This is a genomic window from Thiocapsa sp. (assembly GCF_022340925.1).
GTDB lineage: Bacteria > Pseudomonadota > Gammaproteobacteria > Chromatiales > Chromatiaceae > Thiocapsa.
In genome coordinates this window covers 21,548-38,367 of sequence record NZ_JAJDNA010000121.1, presented here as the reverse complement: position 1 = coordinate 38,367, position 16,820 = coordinate 21,548, and the positions used below count along the sequence as shown (strand labels likewise).

The window sequence follows — 16,820 nt, the reverse complement described above, 5'->3', positions numbered from 1 at the left end:
CCGCTTTGTAAGTCATGCAACTGATTGGGTTGCCCAGCATTTCGCACTGCGTGCCAATTCACCTTCCGGGTGAAGCCCGCTACGACCCCCGGTGCACGCCCCGCGCGGCGCCCGGCGGCGTTACAACTCGTTGGAATAGGTGGACTATTCCGCCTCGTTGTGCCTTGCCGGACACCGCGCGGGACGCACCCCGAGGGCCGTCCAACTGCCGTTTCTAGGATGATAGGCCATCCTGGGCCGGAATCGGCACGCCACCTCAACACCCGATTTCCGCGTCGCTTCGTTTTCAGGCGCTTGGGGCGCTTGACGATGCCGGGCCATGGGTGGCCCGGACGGGAAACGCTTCACATCAGCGTTTTCCCCCTGGCAGCCCGTCGAGCTTTCGCTTCAAACCAGCAGGCTTGAACACGACGTGACCGATTCGGGTCGTCCTCCGAAAATCTGGAGAGCTCAAGCTCAGTGAGAGCTTCAATTTTCGTGCGGCGACGCGCAGCAAAGCGAAGTCCGACAGCCAGCTAGGCGAAGAGCATCGCGCGCACCGCTGCCGAATCCCCCGCGCGGCGGACCCGAGCTGCCAGGTCCCGGGCCTCGGTCAGACGAACCGCACGCGCCCGCCGCGCCAGCTCGGGTAACAGATGCGGATCGAGCGAGAAGACGCGAAAACCCAAGCCCAGGAGGATCGGCAGGATACCCGGCAGCCAGGGGAGGATCCCGCACAGCTGGATATCTGAGAGTCGCACCCCAGCCGACAGCGCGACGTCATGCAGGAACCGGTAGAGGACCGGTGCGTGGGGATCGAGATAGCCGCTGAGCGCAGGCTGGTCGCGATCGGCGGCGAAGAGGCATTGCATGAGATCGTTCAGTCCGATCGCCACGAAGTCCGCCGAGTCGAGCAGCCTGGCGAGGTCCAGCGCCAGTGCCGGCGTCTCGACCATGGCCCCAACCGGGATCGGCCGGGAGAGACGCGATTGGATCTCGCTGCGCCACTGGATCATCTCCCCGGGCGCGGTCAGGTAGGGGACCAGCAGGCGCAGCGGATAACGGTCCGCGAGACGGTCCACGGCGGCCAACTGCGCCTCGACCACCCGTCTGACCGAGGGCTCGCGGTAGAGGCGCGCGCCCTGCAGCCCGATCGGGCTGACAGGGACGAGTCTGGGGTGCAGCCAGGGCGGACACTTGGTCGGCGCGATGTCCAGGAGGCGGAGCGTCACCTCCAGCGGGCGCGCTGCATCGCACAGCTCGGCGAAGGTCTCGGCGTAGAAATCCACGTCCGGGCAGGAGCCGTCCGCCGGATTCAGATATTCGGAATGGACCAGACCGATCGATCCCGCCCCGTTCGCCCGGGCCGAGCGGGCCCCCTCTGTGTCGTGTACTGATGCACGGAGCTCGAGCGGTTGGCCGTCCGCCGTGCAGACCGGCTTCTGGAGGGGCTCGCGTGGAGGTGCCTCCGGGTGGCTCGGGGGAGGACAGCGAATCAGGCCGCTCGTGCCGTCGATCCAGATGTCGCCGCCGATGGGGAGCCGATCGGCCTGGGCCTGACTCACCATGACGACCGGGATACCCAAACCGATCAGCCTGATCATGTCATGCGAGAAGGGCGCCCCCTCGATGACGATTAAGCCTTCCTCCGCCCGCGACAGCCCGCAGACCTCCGGCTGTCGGACCAGTCGAATCCCGTCGCCGCTGCCGCTGCGCAGGATACCCCGGGCGTGGCCGGGGGCGTAGGGTGTCGCTCGAAGCCGCGTCATGGTCGTGGTGAATTGCCCGGTGCCGGGTTCGCGGCGTCCCAGTGCCCATCGGGTCGCGAGCCGGTGACCGGGAGTGGATAGAAGGGCCCCAACGCCTCGCGCTGCCACCAGCGGCCGCTCGCCGAGCGCTCCCGCCGGGTGCTGAATCGGTAGCGATAGACCAGGACCCGCAGGAGGCGAGGGCGCTCCGCGCCCGTCGGCGGATGCTCGAGCAGACCAGTGACGCTGGGCGAGGCCTCCAGCAGCCGGTTGAGAAAGCGATCGAGCCAGTCGAGAAAGAGCGGACTCATGGGTGTGAACCAGAGCATCCAATCCACGCGCGGCTGATGCGGTACCACGAAACGCGGGGCCTGTGACGGGTCGTCGGGGCGATAGCGGAAGTCCAGGGCCTGCCAGTGCCGGCCGTCGGCACTGGCCTCGATCTGTAGCTCGATCCGCTCCCGCTCGACGGTGGGGAAGACGTGATAGCGGTTGGCCACGCGGAAACCGTTGAGCCCCCTGACCCAGCCGCTCATGGGTCCGACCGCCCGAGCGGTGACCAGCTCGGCGCCCGCGATCAGGCTTGCCGGGATCAGGACCAGCGCAAGGCTCAGGACCGTCGCCGCCATCCACCGTCGTGGCCGCTGCGGCAGCAGCGGACCGCTGAAGGCCCGCCGCTGCCAAGGCTTGGGGACGACTCGTGCGATCGCCTGATCGTCGAGCAGGAAGAGGCAGAGGACGATCGTCAAGAGGTTGAAGAAGTTGTGATTGCTGGTCAGGATGATGAGGACCTGCCAGAGGATGGTCACCCAGGCGGCGACGAGGCGCCAGGGACGTGGCAGGAAGATGAAGAAAGGCACGACCAGCTCGACCACCAGGGTTCCCCCGGTGCCCAGACGCAAGAGCCAGTCGGGGAGCTGGTTGGCGTACCAGGAGCCGACATGTGGCAGCGGCTGGGTTTCAAAGTAGGTCTCGAGCGCCGTGAGATCGCGCCAGCCCGCATCCCCGCTGAGGATCTTGGAGAGTCCGGATTCGAACCGCAAACGAAACAGCAGCCAGCGGAAGAGCCACACCACGAGACGCGACCCGCCGGGCAGCAGGATAGCGAGGAAGCCTGTCTCCAGGAGTAGGTAGTCCCACTGGAAATTGGTGAAGAACTGGCCCGCGTGGTAAAGGGAGAGATAGAGCAGGTAAAGCAGGATCAGGACCGGGAGCTCGATGTGCCTCCATGGTAGCCAGGGAGCCATCAACAGCAGGAGCGCGAGGACCGCGCCGCCCCAGCCCGCTGCGAGCAGCGCGGCGTCCCCCGATGCCAGCCAGAACAGGGATGGATAGAGTAGATGGCGCAGATCACCGTGGGCCTCGGCCGCCGAGGCCAGCTGCTCGGCGATCGGATAGATCCCCTGACTGCCGGCCAGGGCCTCGATCTGAACCGCAAGCGAGGTGAAGGCAGCGAGATAGACCAGGGCGAGCAGGCGCACGAATACCCAGGCAACCAGTCGATAGCCGTCCGCTGCGCTCATCAGTTGCGCGAGCAGGCCGCGCGCGACCCTGCCGGCGAGGGCCGCGCGGCTTGGACGGTCAGTCGCGGCTGCGTTCATGTGGCACAGATTGGCCAAGCACATCCTGTCGGTCAATGGGCCGAGGGGATCCTCGGGACCGCCGGCCCGTGAGTCCTGGCCGGATCAACCGCCGCGATTCCGACGGTCGAGAAAGCTCAGCTGGTCGGCGAGGGTTTCGATCGCCGGGAGGTGCAGGCCCCGTCCGGCCGCCTCGCGAAGCGGACGGCGGTAGATGTACTCGATCTCCAGCTCGCGTCTGGCGAGATAGTCCAGGCGCATGCTCGGTGCGTAGGGTGTCATCTTCTCCGTGAGCCCGATGAGGTGGGGCACGAAGCCGTCCTCGAAGGGGCAGCCGCAGGCCTCCGAGCCTTGAGCGACCTCGTCGATGAGCCGTTCCGCGAGTCGTCTGGAATCCGGATCGGCCATCAGCACGTCCGTGTCGGCGCCGAGCACCACCGACAGGCCGTTGAATGGGATGTTCCAGGCCAGCTTGCGCCAGCGGGCGTGGGACAGCGAAGGCAGCGCCTCGACCTCGATCCCACCCGCGCAGAAGGCCTGCATCAGGCGGGCGAGGTGGGGCCGGTCACGTTCATCGAGCGGGGCGAGGCCGACCGACCCATAGTCCAGATGGACGATGTGTCCTGGGCCGACCTTGTTCGAGCAAAGGAAACAGACGCCGCCGATGATCCGTGCCTCTGGGAACGTCTCGCCCAACTCCTCGTCCATCGTCAGACCGTTCTGGAGGTTGAGGACGAGGGTCCCATCACGGATCAAGGGTCGCAGCAGCTCCGCGAGGCGGTGATTCTCCGTCGTCTTCAGGGCGACACACACGACGTCGCTCGCGGGAATCCGATCCGAGGCGTGATAGACCTCGACCGGAAAATGATGCCGGGACCCAAGCGGGGAGTCGACCAGCAGCCCGTGGCGACGGATGTGACCGACGTCGCTGCGCGCGATGAATCGGACAGCGGATCCGCCCTGCATCAGCCGTGATCCGTAGAACCCGCCCAAGGCCCCCGTGCCGAGGATGGTGAAGCTCAACCTTTCAGACGTCATGGTTGCTTGCAGGGTTCGTGGGGTGTGCGTGCGTACCCCTCACGCTTGATGCGATGCGAGGAGGCTGCCATCTTCTGTTCGGCAGCGACGGGGACGCGGAGGCGCTGCGAGTGGCAGCGGACCGTCCGGCCCTGCCCAGGCGCGTGGCGGCGGAAACCGCGCCGACGCCATCGGGCAGGCACAGGCGCCTCCCAGTGTGCCCGGAGTCGCTGTGTCCGAGGACGCGAAGGTCACGAGGGGCCCGCAGGCCCTTCGCGTCGGCGCGGCTCGAATCGCTCTGCGCTGTCCGGTCTGCGAGCTCAGGCCGCGATCCCGGAGGTGTCCTCGCGCTCGAGCTTGCCGGCGCGCCGCGCAGCCAGCGCGACGAACAGATAGGACCAGCCGTTGAAGATCAATTCGATCGCGACGAACAACCCGATCACCCAGAGGCCGGATGCGGGCCATTTGGCGATGATCATGGCACCCAGTGCAATCGAGATCAGACCCGCGAGCAGCAGCCAGACCCACCCCGTCTGAGCCCGGTGCTGAATGGCGAGGATGACCCGAGTGAGCCCCACGGCGATGAGGACGCCCGCCAGCGCGAGCGTCAGGGTTGCGGAGGCGAGAACCGGGTTGACAGCGATCAGCAGCCCGGCTGCGACGTACAGGAGCGCGATCAGGGCATGCCAGAGAATGCCCTTCCAACCCCTGCACTTGAAGGCCTCGACCAGCTGAAAGGTGCCGCCGACGACGAGGAGGACGCCAAAGAACAGGACGCTGGCCAGCGTCAGGCCGAAGGTCATCCCCAGGCCGATGGTCCCGAGGATGATGGAGAGGACGCCGAAGGCGAGCAGCCACCCCCAGTTCCTGCTGAGCTCGCCGAACAGCGGATGTGGTGCGGACGGAGTAAGGGTCTCCAGGTCGTTTGGCATGCTTGTTCTCCTCTGGATGTGTAGGGTCTCTCATTGCAGACGGGCTGCGCGGTGATCGAAACCGCCGCTGCCGCAGTGCCAAGCATACGCGGGTCGAGCCGGTCATGACATGACGACGCAATGTCATCATGATAGCCGCGACCCTTATGGTACCGCCTTCCGAAGCCGAGGCGTCTCGCGCCGGTCGAGAGCCTGTAGGATAAGGCGGGAATCAATCCATTCCCTCGCAGGAGATCGACCATCATGGTTTCACACTACAACCTCATCATCGTCCCGGTGGACGGGTCCGAAAGCTCCGCTCGCGCGGCGACCTTCGGTGCGGATCTGGCACGCGCGACGAACTCCCCCCTCCAGCTCCTCCATGTCTATTCGCCCACCAGCAACGAGATCATGGGGATGGCCCATCTGCCGCGCGAGCGCGTCGAGTCGATCAGCCACGATTCGGCGGTCGCCGCCTTCGCCAAGGCGCGCGCGGCCATGAATACCGAGGGACTGGAGGTCGAGGAGAAGAGCGTCTGGGGCGAGCCGCGCGAGGAGATCGTCGCGGCAGCGGAAGCCACCGATGCCTTGATCGTCATGGGCCGCCGCGGTCTCGGCCAGGTGCGGAAGCTCTTCATCGGCAGCGTCTCCGACGCGGTGCTGCGCAACGCACATCGCCCCGTCACCCTCGTCACCTGATCCGGGCCGGGGCCCGGGAATCGGGCACCGGGGCCTGATGTCGGGGCCGTGGCCGAGCCCGCCCCCCGGGCGGTTACGCGTGCCGAGGTCGGCGCGCTGCGCCCTGGATCCTGCCGCGGCCGTTCAAGCCTCATGCGGACACCGCATCGATCTCGCCGAGCAGGCGCGCGTAGTCGGGCGAGTCCGGGGCAGCGTAATTGAAGTTCTTGAACAGCCCGGTGAGCTTGTTGAAATAGTGGCGCGCGGCGGCCTTGTCCGGGAAGTCGCGATCCTGCTCGATGATCCCCCAGAGGCGGTCCAGGCTGAACCGTTGCCGCTCCATGGGGACGGATGCGTCGACGGGGTCGAAGGCGTCCTGCTGGAGGAAGACCATGTCGAGGAAGCTGGCCTTGAGCCAGACGACATAGTCCTCGGTGGTGATGCCTTCCTCGCCGGTGACCTGCATCATCTGCTGGACGCCGTCGCCGCGCACCAGGAGGTCCTTCAGCGCGGTCACCCGATCGGTCCAGGCGGGATCAAGGTGGTGGGCGTACCAGGGTGCCAGCTGATCGAGGTAGCGCGACCAGGAGATCAGTGGGTCGATCGCCGGGTAGAAGCGTTTGTAGGCGCGGTCGTAGGACAGGCCGAGGAAGCTTTTCACGGTGCCGAGCGTGGCCTGGGTCACGGGCTCCTCGAAGTTGCCGCCGGCCGGCGAGACGCTGCCGATCATCGTCAGGCTGCCGGTGGTCCCGTCGCCGGTGCGGACCAGCCCCGCCCGCTCGTAGACACTGCGGATCGCCGACTCCAGGTAGGCCGGGAAGGCCTCCTCGCCGGGGATCTCCTCCAGTCGGCCCGAGGTCTCGCGCATCGCCTGAGCCCAGCGCGAGGTGGAGTCAGCCAGGAGGAGGACCTGGTAACCCATCTGGCGGTAGTACTCGCCGACGGTGATGCCGGTGTAGATGGACGCCTCGCGCGCGGCGACCGGCATGGACGAGGTGTTGCAGATGATGACGGTGCGGTCCATCAGCGATCCGCCGGTGCGCGGATCGGTGAGCCGAGGAAACTCCTTGATCGTCTCGACGACCTCGCCGGCGCGCTCGCCGCAGGCGACCATGATCACGATGTCGACCGCGGAGTGCTTCGCGAGCAGATGCTGCAGCACGGTCTTCCCGGCCCCGAAGGGCCCCGGGATGCAGGCGGTTCCGCCTCGCGCGATCGGGAAGAAGGTGTCGATCAGCCGGAGGGTGGTGATCATGGGCTCCCGGGGATAGAGCCGCTCGGCAGTGCGCTCACGCAGCATCTGCTCGGTGAGCGGGCGGCGCACCGGCCAGCGTCGGGTGAGGTCGAGCGAGCGCTCGTGACCCCGCCCGTCGCGGATTCGCGCCACCGGCGTATTGCAGGTGACGGTGCCGTCTTGGACCCAGGTGACCTCGACGTCGCCGGTCTGGTCGAAGGGCACCATGATCTTGTGCATGAAACGGCCCTCGGTCACGGTGCCGAGCAGGCTGCCGGCGCGCAGCCGCGCCCCTTGCTGCACCGCCGGGACGAAGGACCACTTGCGCTCCTGATCCAGCGGCTCGACATCGACGCCGCGCGGCAGGAAGATGCCATGGTCGAGCGCGACCTTGTCCAGTGGGCTCTGCAGCCCGTCGTAGACCTGACCGAGCAGACCGGGGCCGAGCAGGACCGACAGCATCTCACCGGTCTGCTCGACCGGATCGCCGATCGAGACGCCCCTCGTGTCCTCGAAGACCTGGATGTCCGCGGTCTCGCCGCGCACCCGCAGGACCTCGGCCTTGAGCTGCTCCTGCCGGCCGTCTGCGGGTATGCGCCGGGGCCGGATGAAGACCACCTCGTTCTTCATCAGAGGCCGGCGCGCGCCTCTTTCCCGACCGGCCTCGATTGTGACGAGACTCTCCTGGACCGAGACCACGCGCGCCAGAGTGTCGATCTGGTCGGGCGGCGGCACGGGTGTCGAGGCGTCGTCCGAGGGCTTGGTGGGGCCCTGTGCTTGGGGGAGCCCCCCTGCCTCTGGATGCCGGCCCTCGGCCTTCGGCTTGCGGCGATGTCTGTCTCGCGTCGGGTGTCTTGCCATGACTGGATCCAATGGGGCGCCGACGTCCGCCCGTCGGTCGCTCGTTGCTGATGGACGCTGATCTCTTGCCCATCCCTGCCACCAATCGGCATGGAACGGCACAACGCGGTCTCGCCGTTCCTTTTTTTCAGCCGCTTCCGCAGCTGAGCATGGCCCCATCCCGTCTGCCGCGGGAGGCCCCGATCGGTTCAGCGCCTCCTCACGCTCGTTCCGGCTGGGGACCGACGGCGGGGAGATGGAGACCTTCAACCGCCGACAGCGCCTTCTCCACCAGCCCGTCAAAGCGTTGCGCCGCCTCCTCGCCGTCGTACTTGGTCCAGCGCGCGATCATGTCCCAGCGCAGGACATAGATGACGATGGCCTCGAAATCCAGGTAGTGGCCGTCGCTCACGCGCTCCAGGTGGCTCCAGACCGCACCCAGCAGGAGGCGCTCGAGCTCCACCGAGGCCCCGCGATCCAGCAGGCGCTTCGCTTCCGGCAGCCAGGGAAAGGCGCCCGCGAGACCGAAGTCGGGCTCGTTCCAGTGCCCACTGATCCGGATCAGCCAGCGACCGAAACCCCAGCGCGGGTCGCGCGGCGCGGGCTCGCCCCGGTGCCGCCGCCGCAGGGCGGCCACCAGGGTGCGCAGCTCGAGGCGCCAGGTCACCAGATCCCGGATGAAGGGGCTTGCGATCCCGTCGATCAGCCGCTTCGCCCGCATGATGGCCTCGGCGTCGGTGTGTTCCGGCTCCTGCTGCGCCCACTCGAGCAGTCTGCGGGCGTCGCGCAGCCACTCGGCCTCGAGCGGATCCAGCAGGGCCAGGCGCTGGTTGAGGCGGATACGCGACAAGGGGGTCTGCTTCGCGCCGAAGAGGGGGCCGTGATAGGGCAGCGAGCTCAGGAGCATCGCGTAGCGATCGGGGTACGCCATGGTCCCCGCACCTCGTCTATCGCACCATGCCTTCGAGGATCGCTCGAAAGCGCGGCTGCAGGTGTGCGAGCAGGGTAGCCGTGATCGTCTCGTCGGTCAGGTCGATATGGACGTCCTGGCCCTTCAGCGAGAGGCGGATCCCCTTGTCGCCCGATCCGGACGCGACCCCGAAGGTCACGCCCGCGGCGAGGATATTGCCTGCCAGCGAGAGGACGAAATGCGACAGCGAGCCCTCGCGCAGCTCCAGCGGGTTGCGCCGAAGCTCGTCCGGACTCACCAGCGCCTTCGGCAGCTGGATCTCGACCGCCTGCCCCGCGTCGACCCCGGCCTCGGCGCGGGCGCGGGCCGCCACCTCCAGGATCAGCCGCTCGAGGAACGCCTCCTGCTCCAGCTTGGCGGCGATCAGGCGTTTCACCTCGTCGCCGAAGCGATCAGAGAGCTCGGCCTTCAGGCGCAGCACGGTGTCGCGCATGGCGATACGCAGCGCGTCCTCACCGCCCTGTCTAAGCGCGTCCGCCTCCTGCTGGGCGGTCTCGCGGATGGCCGTGGCACGCGCCTCGGCCTCACGGATGATGCGCGCGGCCTCGCGCCGCGCCTCCCCCTCGATCCGCTGCGCCTCGGCCTGGCCGGCCTGCACACCCTCGTCGCGCAGGCGCTCGATCAGGGCCTCGACGCCGGAGGAGGCCAGGCCCTTGAGCGCGCGCTTTTCCTCTCCGGTTATGGTGTCGCGGCTGTCGGTCATCTTGGACTCACTCCGGGATCCCGCCGGCCAGCACCAGCGCGAAGACGAAGGCGAATACCGCAAAACCCTCCACGATCGCCGCGGGTGCGAGCGACAGGCCGAAGATCTCTGGCTTGGTCTTGCTGGCGTGAATCGCCGAGGCGCACGCCTGGCCCTGGCGCATGGCGGAGAAGAGCAGCGCGAGACCCGCCAGGAGCCCGATCCCGAAGAGTGCGGGGGCGCTCTGCGGCGTGACCTCACGCTGCAGGCTGAACATGATGACGATCCCGTAGATGACCTGCGAGGAGGGCATCACCGACACGCCGATGTAACGTCCGTAGCCGGATTCGGTGTCCACCATGGCCCCGATCGCCGCCTGCCCGGCCACCGCACAGCCGATGACGCTGCCGATCGCACCCAGGGCCATGGGGGCGAAGAGTCCGGCCCAGCCGAGCGCAATCACAAACTCGTTCATCTGCGCAACTCCGTCCGTTTGAAGGGTTTGAAGGGGTAGCCCTCGCCGGCCAGCGCCCAGTTGTAGAACTCGATGAAATTCAGCCGCAGGCCGTGGACGACGCCGCTCATCAACGCGAGCAGCAGGTTAAGGGCGTGCCCCGCCAGGAGGACCAGAATGGCGAGCAGCAGCCCCAGGCCAGGCAGCTCGCTGGCCACGTCGCGGGCCAGCCGGTTGAAGGTCATCGCCATCGAGGCGGAGGCGAGGCCGAGGGCGAAGAGCCTCAGATAGGACAGGACGTCGCCGAAGACCTGCGTGACCCGAGCCAGGTTGCCCAGTCCGTCGAGCGCGCGCAGGGCGAGCGCCTTGACGCCGTCCACCCGGCGATCGCTGCCGAGAAGCAGCACCGCGGCCAATCCGCCGCCCATCAGCACCTCGGCGGTCAGCGTCACCCAGGGTGCGGCGCCGGCATCGCGTGCGATCCACAGCCCGAATCCGCCCAGCATCACGGCGATCCAGCCGATCGCCACGCGGCCCGCGGCGCGACCGCGTTGAGCGGCCGCCATCTCGCTGTTGGCGAGGATCAGGTGGATGACGCCGATCCCGACCGACAGCCGCATCATGGTCTCGAAGTCATTGATATCCAGAAGCTGCAGCCGCCCCGCCAGGCCGTCCGGCGCGGGCGCGAAACCGAAATAGCTGCCGACCAGGATACCCCAGACCAGGGATGTCCCGATCAGGGCGGCGGCGAGGATGCGCAGGCGGCGCCCGAGATCGCCGCTGCCCAGCTTGCGCCAATAGGCCGCGAGCAAGATGCCCAGGAGTCCGGCATATCCGGCGTCCGACAGGATCATCGCGAAGAAGGCGGCGAAGGAAAAAAACAGGACCCGGGATGGATCCCAGGCGTCGTAGGCCGGCATCTGGTAGAAGGCCACCAGGTCCTGTCCGGCGGCGATGGGCGCCGGATTGTCGAGCAGCGTGGGCGGCGTGTCCCCGGGTCCGGGCGGCTCCAACAGCAGGGCGAGGCCCAGCTCCCCGGCCAGTGCCTGCAGCGGGGTGACCGCGTCCTCGGGGGCCCAGCCCTGCACCAGGAACAGCGTCTCCTCGTCGAGTGTCTGGGCCCGCGCGTGACGGAGCTGGGCCTGGTCCTCGGCGCGGGCGAGATGGCTGGCGATCAGGAAGATCCAGCGGGTCAGCGCCGAGCGCTCGGCGTGGACGTCCTCCAACTCCAGCTCGGCGGCCTCGAGACGGCGCTGGACCTCGGAGAGACTGGCGGCCCCGGCGAGGGTCCGCGCTACCGGGAGGGCGCCGCGGGTCGGCTCCTCGGGGTGGATCACCACCACCCAGGCGCGGCGGTTGTCACGATGGACCACCTGCCAGGGGAGATCCAGTGACCCCAATTGCCCCATCTGGCGTTGCGGCACGATATAGAACCACAGCTTCCGTCCGGCAAGCTCCCGCAGCGGCGGAAGGCTGAAATCGCCCCACGGCTCGAGCTCGCCGAGGCGTTCGACCAGGGCGTCGCGACGGTCGCTGACGTCGCGCAGGCGCTGCTGATTCTCGAGCACGGCCCGGATCGTCCCGGGGAGGTCGAATCCCGCCGGGTCGCGGACCTGGCGCCGCTTGTCGCGCGCGTCCTGCAGGTAACGCAGCGCCTGCATGGCCTCGATGGCGCGCCCCGCTGGCTCCTTCTCCGGCTCGCGTGGCGCGGGCCGCAGCGGGATCAGATGCAGACACCCCAGTGTCTGAAGCCGCTCGAGGACCTCGTCCTTGTCCTTCGCGAGACCGGCGAGGGTCAGGCGATTGAGGGGCTGGATGCTCATGGCGTGGACTCCCTGAGCCGTTTGCCCTTGGCGATCTTGGAGCGCACGACGGCGGCGCGCTCGGCGTCGGAGAGATGGATGCGGATCCGCCTGATATGCCCACGGGCCCGCGGGATCAGCACCTTCTCGAACAGGTTGACCCGCTGCGTCACCTTGCGTACGGCCTCATCGAGCAGCGTCAGGCGTCGCTCTTGCACGGCGAGCCGCGCCCGAAGTGTCAGCGTCTCGGACAGGGCATCGACCAGGGCATCGACCCAATGGGGCTTGGTCAGCAGCCCATAGTCGCGCTGGACCAGATCCAGCCCCGCGAGCACCGGCAGGCGCGTCCCCAGGAGGTTCTCCTCGTTCACGCGCGCGCTGCGGACGGTGACCAGATTCTCGAGCTCGATCTCCCGGTTGGCGAGCATGGGGAGGCTCTTGCGGACCCGCCCGCGCAAGAGATCGATCTGCCGGCGCGTCTCCTGCCGGGCGGTCAGCTCCCTGGTGCGCTCCGCGATGAGCTGCCTGCGCTTGAGATCGAGCGACGGGAGATAGCGCTCGTAGGTCTGAAGATCCCGGGTTTGCTGCGCCAGCGACGACTTGCTGAGACTGATGCCTGACATCCTAGGAGCCTGACGTCAGGCCGCGGCCGCAGCCGTCTCGTCGGCATCGTGCGTCGGCAGATATTTGTCGATCAGGGCCTCCTTCATCAGGAGCTCGTCCCGCTCGAAGCACTCGGCGAGGGTCTGCCAGCAGAGGTCCAGCCCCTTCTCGAGTGGCATGCTGACCTCGACATCCATGAAGCGCTCGCGAAACAGGCGTCCGAACCTGAGGAGTCTGAGGTCGTATTCCGACAGGTCGAAGGCCATTGCCTGTTTCTGCTCGGCATCGCGGGCGCCGGAGTACAAACGGATCATGGTATTCATGATCTGGCCGTGATCCTCGCGGGTCACCTTGCCGATCACGTGCTGTTTGAGGCGTGAGAGCGATCCGAACGGGTCGAGCATGCCGCCGTGCAGGTAGAACTGTCCCTCGGTGATGTAGCCGGTGTTGTCCGGGACCGGATGGGTGACGTCGTTGCCGGGCATGGTGGTCACGGTGAGGATGGTGAGCGAGCCCCCGTCCTTAAAGTCGGCTGCCTTCTCATAGCGACGCGCGAGCTGGGAGTAGAGGTCGCCCATATAGCCACGGTTGGAGGGCACGGCCTCCATGGCGATGCCGACCTCCTTCATGGCGTCGGCATAGGCGGTCATGTCGGTCAGCAGCACGAGCACGCGTTTGCCTTCCTCCACGGCGAATCGTTCCGCGACCGCCAGGGCCATGTCGGGCACCAGCAGACGCTCCACCACCGGGTCGGAGGCAAGATTGACGAACATCAGGGTCCGCGCGAAGACCCCGGCGTCCTCGAACCGCCGCAGGAAGAAATGATAGTCGTCAAAGATGAGGCCGAGTCCACCGAAGACCACAATGTCGGCGTCGGCCTGGATGCCGATGCGGGCCAGCAGGGCGTTGTAGGGCTCGCCGGCGACCGAGAAGATCGGGATCTTCTGGCTCTCCACCAGTGAGTTGAAGATGTCGATCATGGGGACGTCGGTGCGCACCATCTTTGAGGCGAGCAGGCGCCGGGCGGGGTTCGCCGACGGGCCGTCGATCTCGATCCTGGGGTCCTCGGAGAGGTCGGGCCCGGTGTCAAAAGGCTGTCCGTCGCCACGGAACACGCGGCCGAGGACGTTCGTCGAGTAGGTCACCCGCATCGGGTGGCCGAGGAAGCGAACGGCCGCCTGAGTCGAGAGACCCTTGGTCCCGGAGAAGACCTGCAGCGAGACCAGCTCGCGCTCGAGCCTGATCGCGCGGGCGAGGGACTTGAAGCCGCCCGGGTCCTCGACGAGTGCCAGGTCGCCGAACGCCACCCGTGAGCCCAGATCGGTGACGGGCGGCGGGACCTGAACCTTCAGGATGTCGCCGACGATCTCGACGACCTTGGAGTAGCGGATCAGGGTGTGGGACATCGGAACAGGGTCCTGCCCGTGGGCGCGAGGCTCGGAATCGGGCCTGAATAGGTGCATGCTAAGGAGTGTGGGGAAGGGCCGTCAAACCTGCATCAAGCCCGATCGGCTGAGCGCGGTCAGGGCCAGTGGTCACGCCGCGGCCAGATCTACAAGGCCGTGGTAGCGATGAGGGTGCAGCCTGGGCGGCGGCCAGACTCCGCACAAGTTGGGCCGGGAGCAGGTCGATCAGCTCCAGGGGCGTGAGTGACAGCGCCGTGGCGCCATTGTGCTGGCGCTCGCAACGACCAGCGACCACCCCTTTCACGCAACCGGGACTGCGGTTCCTCTGCCCTGTGTGCGGTTATACCCATCACACACGGATTTTCCGCCGCGATGCACGCCTCTCCCGCCTGATAGCCGCGTTGCGACTCCTCGCAATAGAGCCCGCTATTCCTCGTCGTCGCGCCTTGCTCTCGGACGCGATAGACGCACCTCGCTTACCGCAAAACCCATGTGCGACGGGTATAGCTACTGCGCTTGCGCAGAGACTTTCATCCCGTCTTCGGCCCCCGTCCGACCTGCCCGAGCCCGGCTGTCTCCGCTTGAAAGACATCGATGAATCGCTGTTGGAAGCCGCGCAGGTATTTGTTTCGCAGGTGCGCGATCTTGGTCACCTCCCACGGGAACAGGTGGCTCAAGTCCCGTCTGGCGAGATCGGCGTCGTGGTCGGGTTGGTACGCCATATCGGCGATAATCCCGATCCCTAAGCCTTCGCGCACATAGGTCTTGATCACATCGGTGTCGACCGCCCCCAGCACCACGTGCGGACGCAGTCCTTCGCGGGAAAATGTATCGCTCATGTTTCCGCGGCCGGTGAAGCCGAATACATAGGTGATGACCGGATAGGCGCATAGCACGTCCAGCGTGAGCGGCTTGCACGCCAGCACCGGGTGCCCTTCGGGAGCAACGAGGCAGCGGTTCCAGCGATAGCAGGGCACTGCCAGGAGGGCCGGGTGCGGGTCCAATCCTTCCGTGCACACTGCCAGATCGACCCCATCGCGCACCACCATGTCGATCAGCTGCGCCGGCGTGCCCTGGTGGATTTCCAGCGCGACGCCCGGGTACTCCGCCGAGAAGCGACGCACGACCGACGGCAGCACATAGCGGGCCTGGGTATGCGTGGCGGCGACGCGAAGCACCCCAGTCTGCTCCTGCGCATGATCTTTCCCCACTGCAGCGATGTTGCCGGTGGCGGTCAGGGCGGCCCTGGCATAAGCCAGCACCTTGTCCCCGACCTCGTTTAGGCCCAGTAGTCGCTTGCCACGGCGGCGGAACAGTCGTACGCCCAGCTCATCCTCCAGCTGTCTCAGATGCTGGGAAACCGCGGGTTGCACCAGATGCAGACGTTCCGCGGCCTGGCTGACGTTGAAGTCGCTCTCGACCAGGGTCACGAAGGAGCGCAGCTGGCGCAGTTCCATATCAGTTTCCGTGATACAGAGAAATATCAAATCATTTTTTGCTCTTAATGCAGGCTGGCATACTCCGCGTCAACCCAAACCCGGAACGGGTCAATCGACGAATCTTCGGAGAGCGTCATGACAGCGTCGGCGCTGAGGAGACTCGAGCCCTACTCCAGCGTCATGCTGCGGGCGCGGCTGCCCGGCGGCGTGCGCGCGCCCGCGCAATGGCCGGTGATCGACGAGATCGGCCCGGTCGGCAAGGGCCCCGGCCGCTACAACCTGATGCTGCGCGGCGACGGCTGCGGCACGCGGCTCAACAAGCTGCACCGGGAACGCCTCCCGGAGCCCCAGCTGCTGGACGCGCGCGACGCGCTGCTGGGCCGCTATGGCGCCGAACCTGCCGATGCCGAGCGTTTCGGCGACTTTGGCCTGTGCGCCGGCCTGGTCCGGCCGGTGCGCGATGCAGCGAGGGACTCCCATGCTTGAGCACACGTCATCCGAGCAGACGCGACAAGCGGATTTCATCCGCGCCGCCAACGCGCACTTGATAGGCCGCGACGCCGAAGAGCGCGTGGCCTGGGCTCTCACCAACCTGCCAGGCGAGCATGTGTTGTCGTCCAGCTTTGGCGTGCACGCCGCGCTGATGCTGCACCTGGCGACGCGGGTATATCCCCGGATCCCGGTGATCTTCATCGACACCGGCTACCTGTTTCCCGAGACCTACCGGTTCGTCGATGAGCTGACCGAGCGCCTGGAGCTCAACCTGCATGTCTGCCGCCCACCCCTGTCCCCGGCGTGGCAGGAGGTACGCCACGGACGGCTCTGGGAGAACGGTGTGCAAGGCATCGAACACTACAACCGCATGAACAAGGTGGAACCCATGGCTCGCGCGCTCCACGACCTGGACGCCGGCACCTGGCTCGCCGGGCTGCGCAGCGACCAGTCACGCTCGCGCAGCGCCCTGCCCGTGCTGGTGAAGAAGGACGGGCGCTTCAAGCTTCATCCGGTCATCGACTGGCGCGATCGCGACACTCACCGCTACCTGAAGCAGCATGACCTGCCCTATCACCCGCTGTGGGAGCGGGGCTACGTCTCGGTGGGCGACGTGCATACCAGCCGGCCATTGGAGCCGGGTATGCTGGCCGAGGAGACCCGATTCTTCGGGCTGAAACGTGAGTGCGGGTTGCATGAGTGAGCACGTTTCTCAATCTGGCGGCGGGCAGCTCCGAGGGGGAGGGAGGCTCGGGAAAAGCCGGTTGATGATGATGCGATCGCGGCCGGCGCAGCAACAGCGACCTGCGTCGGCGACAGGCCGTCAAGCGCGAGGTTGTAAAGTGCCGGGATCAGATTGCATGTCGACAGATCCCCGGCGCCGCCGAAGATCACGACGGTGCACGCCTGCGGAAACAGCTCATGGCTCCGACAGGTCATCAACGGGCTCCCCTCGGCCTTGGTCTCGGTCATGACTGGTGACCTG

16 protein-coding genes are annotated in these 16,820 nt (G+C 67.1%); 3 read left to right on the top strand and 13 right to left on the bottom strand.

Annotated features, from left to right (window positions below; translation table 11 throughout):
• Nucleotides 1-515: 515 nt before the first annotated feature.
• From LJE61_RS14590 to LJE61_RS14575, 4 genes are all read right to left on the bottom strand, one after another.
• Nucleotides 516-1,748, bottom strand: coding sequence for a putative PEP-binding protein (locus tag LJE61_RS14590; RefSeq protein ID WP_296918778.1), 1,233 nt, complete (start codon nucleotides 1,746-1,748; stop codon nucleotides 516-518).
• A complete protein-coding gene (locus tag LJE61_RS14585) occupies nucleotides 1,745-3,328 on the bottom strand; it encodes a lipase maturation factor family protein (RefSeq protein ID WP_296918776.1) in 1,584 nt (527 codons plus the stop codon). Before LJE61_RS14585 ends, LJE61_RS14590 begins: the two co-directional genes overlap by 4 nt.
• A gap of 84 nt (nucleotides 3,329-3,412) precedes the next feature.
• Nucleotides 3,413-4,345 carry a 2-dehydropantoate 2-reductase gene (locus LJE61_RS14580; RefSeq protein ID WP_296918775.1) on the bottom strand — a complete coding sequence of 311 codons (933 nt, stop codon included), beginning with the start codon at nucleotides 4,343-4,345 and terminating at the stop codon, nucleotides 3,413-3,415.
• Between the two features lie 299 nt (nucleotides 4,346-4,644).
• Entirely contained in the window at nucleotides 4,645-5,256 is a 612-nt protein-coding gene (locus LJE61_RS14575; protein ID WP_296911673.1) for an HdeD family acid-resistance protein, read from the bottom strand.
• Nucleotides 5,257-5,499: 243 nt separating this feature from the next.
• Here LJE61_RS14575 and LJE61_RS14570 point away from each other — a divergent pair, with 243 nt between their 5' ends.
• Nucleotides 5,500-5,934: a universal stress protein gene (locus tag LJE61_RS14570; protein ID WP_296911671.1), complete on the top strand. Its 435-nt coding sequence runs from the start codon at nucleotides 5,500-5,502 to the stop codon at nucleotides 5,932-5,934.
• A gap of 130 nt (nucleotides 5,935-6,064) precedes the next feature.
• Here LJE61_RS14570 and LJE61_RS14565 read toward each other — a convergent pair whose 3' ends face one another.
• The 8 genes from LJE61_RS14565 to LJE61_RS14530 form a co-directional block, all read right to left on the bottom strand.
• A complete protein-coding gene (locus LJE61_RS14565; RefSeq protein WP_296912493.1) occupies nucleotides 6,065-8,008 on the bottom strand; it encodes a V-type ATP synthase subunit A in 1,944 nt (647 codons plus the stop codon).
• A 199-nt stretch (nucleotides 8,009-8,207) separates the two neighbouring features.
• Nucleotides 8,208-8,918, bottom strand: coding sequence for a DUF2764 family protein (locus LJE61_RS14560; protein ID WP_296912496.1), 711 nt, complete (start codon nucleotides 8,916-8,918; stop codon nucleotides 8,208-8,210).
• A gap of 16 nt (nucleotides 8,919-8,934) precedes the next feature.
• On the bottom strand, nucleotides 8,935-9,660 hold the full coding sequence (locus tag LJE61_RS14555) for a hypothetical protein (RefSeq protein ID WP_296912499.1): 726 nt from the start codon (nucleotides 9,658-9,660) through the stop codon (nucleotides 8,935-8,937).
• Nucleotides 9,661-9,667: 7 nt separating this feature from the next.
• Nucleotides 9,668-10,114 (bottom strand): ATP synthase subunit C, encoded by a 447-nt coding sequence (locus LJE61_RS14550; protein WP_296912502.1) that lies wholly within the window; start codon nucleotides 10,112-10,114, stop codon nucleotides 9,668-9,670.
• Nucleotides 10,111-11,916 (bottom strand): V-type ATP synthase subunit I, encoded by a 1,806-nt coding sequence (locus LJE61_RS14545; RefSeq protein ID WP_296912505.1) that lies wholly within the window; start codon nucleotides 11,914-11,916, stop codon nucleotides 10,111-10,113. Before LJE61_RS14545 ends, LJE61_RS14550 begins: the two co-directional genes overlap by 4 nt.
• Nucleotides 11,913-12,518, bottom strand: a complete 606-nt coding sequence (locus tag LJE61_RS14540) for a V-type ATP synthase subunit D (RefSeq protein ID WP_296912508.1) — start codon at nucleotides 12,516-12,518, stop codon at nucleotides 11,913-11,915. The genes LJE61_RS14545 and LJE61_RS14540 overlap by 4 nt, the downstream gene beginning before the upstream one ends.
• 15 nt (nucleotides 12,519-12,533) lie before the next feature.
• Nucleotides 12,534-13,904 carry a V-type ATP synthase subunit B gene (locus LJE61_RS14535; protein ID WP_296912511.1) on the bottom strand — a complete coding sequence of 457 codons (1,371 nt, stop codon included), beginning with the start codon at nucleotides 13,902-13,904 and terminating at the stop codon, nucleotides 12,534-12,536.
• Between the two features lie 530 nt (nucleotides 13,905-14,434).
• Nucleotides 14,435-15,361 (bottom strand): LysR substrate-binding domain-containing protein, encoded by a 927-nt coding sequence (locus tag LJE61_RS14530; RefSeq protein WP_296912514.1) that lies wholly within the window; start codon nucleotides 15,359-15,361, stop codon nucleotides 14,435-14,437.
• A 117-nt stretch (nucleotides 15,362-15,478) separates the two neighbouring features.
• Here LJE61_RS14530 and LJE61_RS14525 point away from each other — a divergent pair, with 117 nt between their 5' ends.
• Nucleotides 15,479-15,829: a hypothetical protein gene (locus LJE61_RS14525; RefSeq protein WP_296912517.1), complete on the top strand. Its 351-nt coding sequence runs from the start codon at nucleotides 15,479-15,481 to the stop codon at nucleotides 15,827-15,829.
• Entirely contained in the window at nucleotides 15,822-16,538 is a 717-nt protein-coding gene (locus LJE61_RS14520; protein WP_296912521.1) for a phosphoadenylyl-sulfate reductase, read from the top strand. Before LJE61_RS14525 ends, LJE61_RS14520 begins: the two co-directional genes overlap by 8 nt.
• Here LJE61_RS14520 and LJE61_RS14515 read toward each other — a convergent pair.
• Nucleotides 16,430-16,774, bottom strand: a complete 345-nt coding sequence (locus LJE61_RS14515) for a hypothetical protein (RefSeq protein ID WP_296912523.1) — start codon at nucleotides 16,772-16,774, stop codon at nucleotides 16,430-16,432. The two genes, LJE61_RS14520 and LJE61_RS14515, sit on opposite strands and share 109 nt — an antisense overlap.
• Nucleotides 16,775-16,820 lie beyond the last annotated feature (46 nt).

Coding starts and splice junctions, on each gene's coding strand:
- LJE61_RS14590 (WP_296918778.1), bottom strand. CDS start 1,748: ATGACGCGGCTTCGAGCGACACCCTACGCCCCCGGCCACGCCCGGGGT.
- LJE61_RS14585 (WP_296918776.1), bottom strand. CDS start 3,328: ATGAACGCAGCCGCGACTGACCGTCCAAGCCGCGCGGCCCTCGCCGGC.
- LJE61_RS14580 (WP_296918775.1), bottom strand. CDS start 4,345: ATGACGTCTGAAAGGTTGAGCTTCACCATCCTCGGCACGGGGGCCTTG.
- LJE61_RS14575 (WP_296911673.1), bottom strand. CDS start 5,256: ATGCCAAACGACCTGGAGACCCTTACTCCGTCCGCACCACATCCGCTG.
- LJE61_RS14570 (WP_296911671.1), top strand. CDS start 5,500: ATGGTTTCACACTACAACCTCATCATCGTCCCGGTGGACGGGTCCGAA.
- LJE61_RS14565 (WP_296912493.1), bottom strand. CDS start 8,008: ATGGCAAGACACCCGACGCGAGACAGACATCGCCGCAAGCCGAAGGCC.
- LJE61_RS14560 (WP_296912496.1), bottom strand. CDS start 8,918: ATGGCGTACCCCGATCGCTACGCGATGCTCCTGAGCTCGCTGCCCTAT.
- LJE61_RS14555 (WP_296912499.1), bottom strand. CDS start 9,660: ATGACCGACAGCCGCGACACCATAACCGGAGAGGAAAAGCGCGCGCTC.
- LJE61_RS14550 (WP_296912502.1), bottom strand. CDS start 10,114: ATGAACGAGTTTGTGATTGCGCTCGGCTGGGCCGGACTCTTCGCCCCC.
- LJE61_RS14545 (WP_296912505.1), bottom strand. CDS start 11,916: ATGAGCATCCAGCCCCTCAATCGCCTGACCCTCGCCGGTCTCGCGAAG.
- LJE61_RS14540 (WP_296912508.1), bottom strand. CDS start 12,518: ATGTCAGGCATCAGTCTCAGCAAGTCGTCGCTGGCGCAGCAAACCCGG.
- LJE61_RS14535 (WP_296912511.1), bottom strand. CDS start 13,904: ATGTCCCACACCCTGATCCGCTACTCCAAGGTCGTCGAGATCGTCGGC.
- LJE61_RS14530 (WP_296912514.1), bottom strand. CDS start 15,361: ATGGAACTGCGCCAGCTGCGCTCCTTCGTGACCCTGGTCGAGAGCGAC.
- LJE61_RS14525 (WP_296912517.1), top strand. CDS start 15,479: ATGACAGCGTCGGCGCTGAGGAGACTCGAGCCCTACTCCAGCGTCATG.
- LJE61_RS14520 (WP_296912521.1), top strand. CDS start 15,822: ATGCTTGAGCACACGTCATCCGAGCAGACGCGACAAGCGGATTTCATC.
- LJE61_RS14515 (WP_296912523.1), bottom strand. CDS start 16,774: ATGACCTGTCGGAGCCATGAGCTGTTTCCGCAGGCGTGCACCGTCGTG.